The 4,828-nt window shown below is 67.1% G+C and carries 4 protein-coding genes; 2 read left to right on the top strand and 2 right to left on the bottom strand.

Features of this window, described 5'->3' with window-relative positions:
• A partial coding sequence (locus KGM94_RS23515) for a bifunctional hydroxymethylpyrimidine kinase/phosphomethylpyrimidine kinase (RefSeq protein ID WP_300264607.1) occupies positions 1-190 on the top strand: 190 nt, incomplete at its 5' end.
• A gap of 111 nt (positions 191-301) precedes the next feature.
• A complete protein-coding gene (locus KGM94_RS23510) occupies positions 302-1,285 on the top strand; it encodes a threonine/serine dehydratase (RefSeq protein WP_300264605.1) in 984 nt (327 codons plus the stop codon).
• A 477-nt stretch (positions 1,286-1,762) separates the two neighbouring features.
• On the opposite strand, the gene KGM94_RS23505 is transcribed toward KGM94_RS23510, so the two are convergent.
• Both KGM94_RS23505 and KGM94_RS23500 read right to left on the bottom strand, forming a co-directional pair.
• A complete protein-coding gene (locus KGM94_RS23505) occupies positions 1,763-2,932 on the bottom strand; it encodes an IS110 family transposase (protein ID WP_300264603.1) in 1,170 nt (389 codons plus the stop codon).
• A 169-nt stretch (positions 2,933-3,101) separates the two neighbouring features.
• Entirely contained in the window at positions 3,102-4,763 is a 1,662-nt protein-coding gene (locus KGM94_RS23500) for a caspase family protein (RefSeq protein WP_300264601.1), read from the bottom strand.
• Positions 4,764-4,828: the final 65 nt, after the last annotated feature.

The raw sequence follows: 4,828 nt of genomic DNA, 5'->3' as shown, positions 1-4,828 counted from the left end.
GACGAAAAATACCCACGGCACCGGCTGCTCGCTGTCGTCGGCGGTCGCGGCGGGGCTCGCCAGGGGCGAGGCGCTCGAGCTCGCGGTGGACAATGCCAAGGCCTACATCAGCGCGGCGATCGCCGCCGCCGACCGCTTCAGCGTCGGCCACGGCCACGGCCCGATCCATCATTTCCACCGGTTCTATTAGCCGCCTCCCATGTGCAAGAGCGGCGGAACGGCCGCGTTCGTGGCCCGGCGCCCGTCCCCATCACGCCTGGATGTCTTGCCCGCCCATCGTCAGGCGCGATACACCTAGCGCATGACGGAACAACCCCTCCCGGTCGGCCCCGCCGACATCGATGCCGCCGCGCGCGTGATCGCGCCCTTCGCCATCCGCACGCCGCTGTTGTCCTCTCCCGTGCTCGACGAGCGCGTCGGGGCAAAGGTCTTCCTGAAGCCGGAGATGCTGCAGCGAACCGGCTCCTTCAAGTTCCGCGGCGCCTTCAACAAGGTGTCCTCGATCCCGCGCGACAAGCGCAGCGGCGGAGTGGTCGCGTTCTCTTCCGGCAACCACGCCCAGGGCGTGGCGGCGGCGGCAAAAATCCTCGACATGCAGGCGACCATCGTGATGCCGTCGGATGCGCCGCTGTCCAAGCGCGAGCGCACCAAAGCCTATGGCGCCGAGGTCGTGCTGTACGATCGCGACCGCGAGGATCGCGAGGCAATCGCGCGCGGCATCGCCGAGAAGCGCGGCGCCACGCTGGTCAAGCCCTATGACGATCCCTTCGTGATCGCAGGCCAGGGCACCGCCGGCCGCGAGATCGCCGAGGACCTGGCGGCGCTCGGCCTTGCCCCCGACATCGTGGTGGCGCCGGCCTCCGGCGGCGGCCTGATCGCGGGCGTCGCGACCGCGGTCAAGGCGCGCTACCCGCGGGCCGAGCTGATCGTGGCCGAGCCGGACGCCTTCGACGACCACCGCCGCTCGCTCAGAAGCGGCCATCGCGAACCGCACGCGCCGGCGGGCCGCACCATCTGCGACGCGCTGATGGCCCTGATGCCGGGCGAGATCACCTTTGCCATCAACAGCCGGCTGCTGTCGCGCGGCGTCACCACATCCGACGCGGAGGTCGGCGCCGCGGTCGCCTTTGCCTATCGCGAATTGAAGCTCGTGGTCGAGCCCGGCGGTGCCGTCGGCCTCGCCGCACTGCTCGCCGGACGGCTGAATGCGGCCGGCAAGACCATCGTCATCGTGCTCTCCGGCGGCAACGTCGATGCCGATCTGTTCGCGGAGCTGGTGGCCTAGAAGGATCTGCCGCAATCGTCATTGCTTCGCTCCTCGCAAATGACGGTGTAGCTCGTAGGGTTGGCAAAGCGAAGCGTGCCCACCACTTCTCGTGACATCGGGCAGACCAAAATGGTGGGCACGGCGCTTCGCGCCTTTGCCCACCCTCATATGGGGATTTGTGAGTCAAGGCTCTCCTTGGGGTCTGGGGCAGCATTTCAGGGTGAGAGGGCGGCGCGCGGAGCCATGCGTAGCGCAGCGCGGCGACCGTGTTCCGTGCGAGGATTGGCTTCCGAAGAATTATGCAGCTCACTGCATCACCTCATATCCGGTCGGACTGGTGTGGTCCGGACCCACATTCCGCATGCTTGCGGCGAGGAAGCCCTGAGGATGAGACCCATCTACGAAACGGCTGTTTGTTCGGCCCATGGGTGGCACGGTCATCATCCATCCCGCGCGGACTGCGGCGAGCGCAGCGCCCGGTGCGGTGGTTCTGTTCTATGCCTTCATGGTTGCCCCCGCAGGTACAAGTCCGGTGGTGAGATAGCGCCACAGCGCCACGATCAGCTTGCGAGCCAGTGCGACGATGGCGATGCGCCTGGCCCGCTTGCCGGCATTGGCGGTGCGGGTGCGGAACCAGCGGCTGAGCTCGCTGTTGGCCTGATGCCGCAGCCAGAGCCAGGCCAGCTCGATCGCCTTGAGGCGGGCGCGTGGATTGCCTGCCTTGCTGATGCCCTGCTCGCGATCGATGCCGCCGCTCCGCCAGGGACTGGGCGCCAATCCGACGTAGCTGGCGACCTCGCGGCGGTTGCGGAAGTCCTTGTAGAACACCTCGTTGGTCAGCGTGGCGGTGAAGGCCGGACCGAGGGCTTTGAGCCGTTGCAGCAGATTCTGCCGTTCGGCCGTCTGCGCCGGAACGGCAAGGACCTGGGCAAGGGCCTGGGCAAGGGCCTGGGTCTGAGCCTCTTCCAGCGCCACAAGCTGCTCCCGCATCAGCATCAGGCGGGCGTGCTCGCGCGTCACCTCGGCCAGCAGATGCGGCGGCAGCGGCTGCCCCTGCCAGTCGCGCTGGCGCGCCAGCCAGGTCAGCCAGTCGCGCCGCCGTGGATTGCCGGCCGCCATTCCGCGAAGGCGCAGCAGCGCCTTGATCCGGTTGGTATGGGCCGTCTGCTCCGTGATCAGCCGATCGCGTTCGCGGCTGGCGCGCCGGGCGTCCTCCTGCGCCACGCTCGGCACCCGCACGATCCGAACCACCCGCGGCTCGCCTCGCAAATGGGCCATCAACGTCCGCAGCAGAAGCTCACCATCGATCCGGTCCGTTTTGGCCCGCCGCGATCGCTGCTCCACCGCAATGCTCGCCGGGTCGAACACGAAGTTCAGAATCCCGGCGGCCTCCAGCAGCCGGTGCAACCAGAAGCCGTCGTAGCCGGCCTCGTAGCAGCTCACCACCTGCGGCACCGCTCCGAGCTTCTCCGCCGCCCGGCTGCGGACCTTCTCGATCAGCTCCAGCAGCCCCGCATGATCGCCGCCCTCGAGCTTGTGCCGCGACATCCGATCGCGATCCGGGCTGTGCAGCGTCACCAGCCATGTCTTCTGGCTGAGTTCGATCGCAACAAAAATTGTGCCATTATGGCCGGCGGTGGGCGTGCCTATGGTCGATGCTTGCATCTGACTCTCCGTGGGTTCGAGTGAGGAAACCCAAACCTATCGGAAAGGCCACGCTCACCGCCCCATGAAATCTACTGACTGCACTCAATTCGCCGAGATTTAAGTCTGACATGAAAGGGACGGAGCATCGCTGCTCCGCCCCGTTGTCGTGTCTCGCACCTGACCGCAATCAGTGCATGAACCCGCCGCGGCGGTTCATGCCGGCGTTCATTGGCGGGGTCTGGTTCATCGACTGCTTGAAGTTGCTGCTCGTCGCGACGGTACTGATCGCCTTCGGCGTCGTGTTGAGCTGCGGCGTCTTCACCTGCACCGGGCTGACCGGGTTGTTGTTGAGCTTGACGATGCTGGTGTTGCCGGTGCGGATCGGCTCGTTCTGGACGTTCGCAGGCACGTTGGTCTTGACGCCGATGGTCTTGACGTCGAGGTTCGCGCCGGCCTTGCCGATCGTCGTCACCGGCAGGGTCACGATCCTGCCGCCGCTGGTCGGCGTGTTGCTGGTGCCGGCCGGCGCCGGCAGCGTGACGATCTTGCCCGGGATCTGCGACGGCGTGTTGATCGTCTCGCCCTTGGGCAGGTTGCCGTTGCCCTCATGAACCAGCGGCAGGTCCTTGTTCGGGCCGAGATTGCCGAGCTTCATCGTCGGCACGATGGTCTGCGGCGCGAGGAAGTGCGTCGCCTGCATCAGCGGGATCGCCTTCGGGGCCAGCTCGAGCTTCAGCGCGGCCTGCGCATAGGGGCTCGTGGAGTAGCTGTCATAGAAGGTCTTGTAGGCGACCGGCGAGTTGGCGAGCACCGTCTTGTGCCAGGCTTCCGCAACGAGCAGGTTGGCGAGCAGCCGGCGGATGTGGTCGCACAGCGGGTCGTGCGGATACATCTGGATGAACTCCTGATAGTACTCGGTGCGTCCCTCCGACAGCACGTAGTCATAGGCCTGGCGCACCGAGCGGCTCGGCAGGTTGGACGCCATCTGCACGACCGGCGCCGTGACCGGCGCGCGGTTGGCGGCGACCGCGGTGTCGCCGAAGAAGGTGAAGTCGGACGTCAGCGACGAGCTCTCCCATGGCGTCTGCTGGCCGGAGGTGGTGTGGTTCACCTCCAGGCGCACGCGCTTGAAGAGCTGCTCGATCGGCACGTTCGGCTCGCGCGCGACGCTGAGAAAGGCCTGGGTGTACGGGCTGTGGCCGCCCGCGCCGTCGAGCGCCTCGGCGCCCGGCGCCGTCGAATAGCCGACGATCGAGCCGTTCGGCGCATCGACGATCGCAAGCCCCCGGCCGGCATCGTTGATGGTCGGGAACGGATTGTTGCGGCAGGCGTCGAGGATCACGATGCGCATCCGGCTCGGGATCGTCTCCAGCGTCGACATCACGTCGACCAGGCGCACCGAGTTGCTGACGAGCTCGTTCGGGCTCGAAACGCGGGCGTCGACCGGAACGAGATAGTTCTCGCCCGCGAGCTGCACGCCGTGGCCGGCGTAGTAGACCATCGCCACCGTGTTGGGCCCGCGCGCGGCGACCTTTGCGGAAAAGTCCTGCACCACGCGCAGCATGTCGTTCTGGGTCAGGTCGGTCGCGGCGATCACCTCGAAGCCGGCCGAGTTCAGAAACTGCGCCATCGACTGCGCGTCATTGTCGGGATTGGCGAGTTGCGGGGCGTTCCGGTAGTTGGAGTTGCCGATCACCAGCGCCACGCGCTGCTCGGGGCCCGCCAGCGCGGTCGGCGCGGCGTTGCCCGGCTGGACGGGGGCGGTCTGGGCGGCGGCGGGGCTCCAGGCGAAGCCCAACAGGCTTCCCACGAAGCCCGCATACATCAGAATGGACTTGAGGCGGAACATGGCGTGCTCCTTTGGCACTGATCTCGATCGCGAGATTGGTGGCGGAGAAGCTAGACCGCGTTCGG

The organism is Bradyrhizobium sp. (genome assembly GCF_028868675.1).
GTDB lineage: Bacteria > Pseudomonadota > Alphaproteobacteria > Rhizobiales > Xanthobacteraceae > Bradyrhizobium.
The sequence above is the reverse complement of the archived record's forward strand: the minus strand, read 5'-3'. Positions and strand labels throughout refer to the sequence as shown.

Bases quoted from the DNA above. Each gene is read 5' to 3' on its own strand.
- KGM94_RS23510 (WP_300264605.1), top strand. From the start codon at position 302: ATGACGGAACAACCCCTCCCGGTCGGCCCCGCCGACATCGATGCCGCC.
- KGM94_RS23505 (WP_300264603.1), bottom strand. From the start codon at position 2,932: ATGCAAGCATCGACCATAGGCACGCCCACCGCCGGCCATAATGGCACA.
- KGM94_RS23500 (WP_300264601.1), bottom strand. From the start codon at position 4,763: ATGTTCCGCCTCAAGTCCATTCTGATGTATGCGGGCTTCGTGGGAAGC.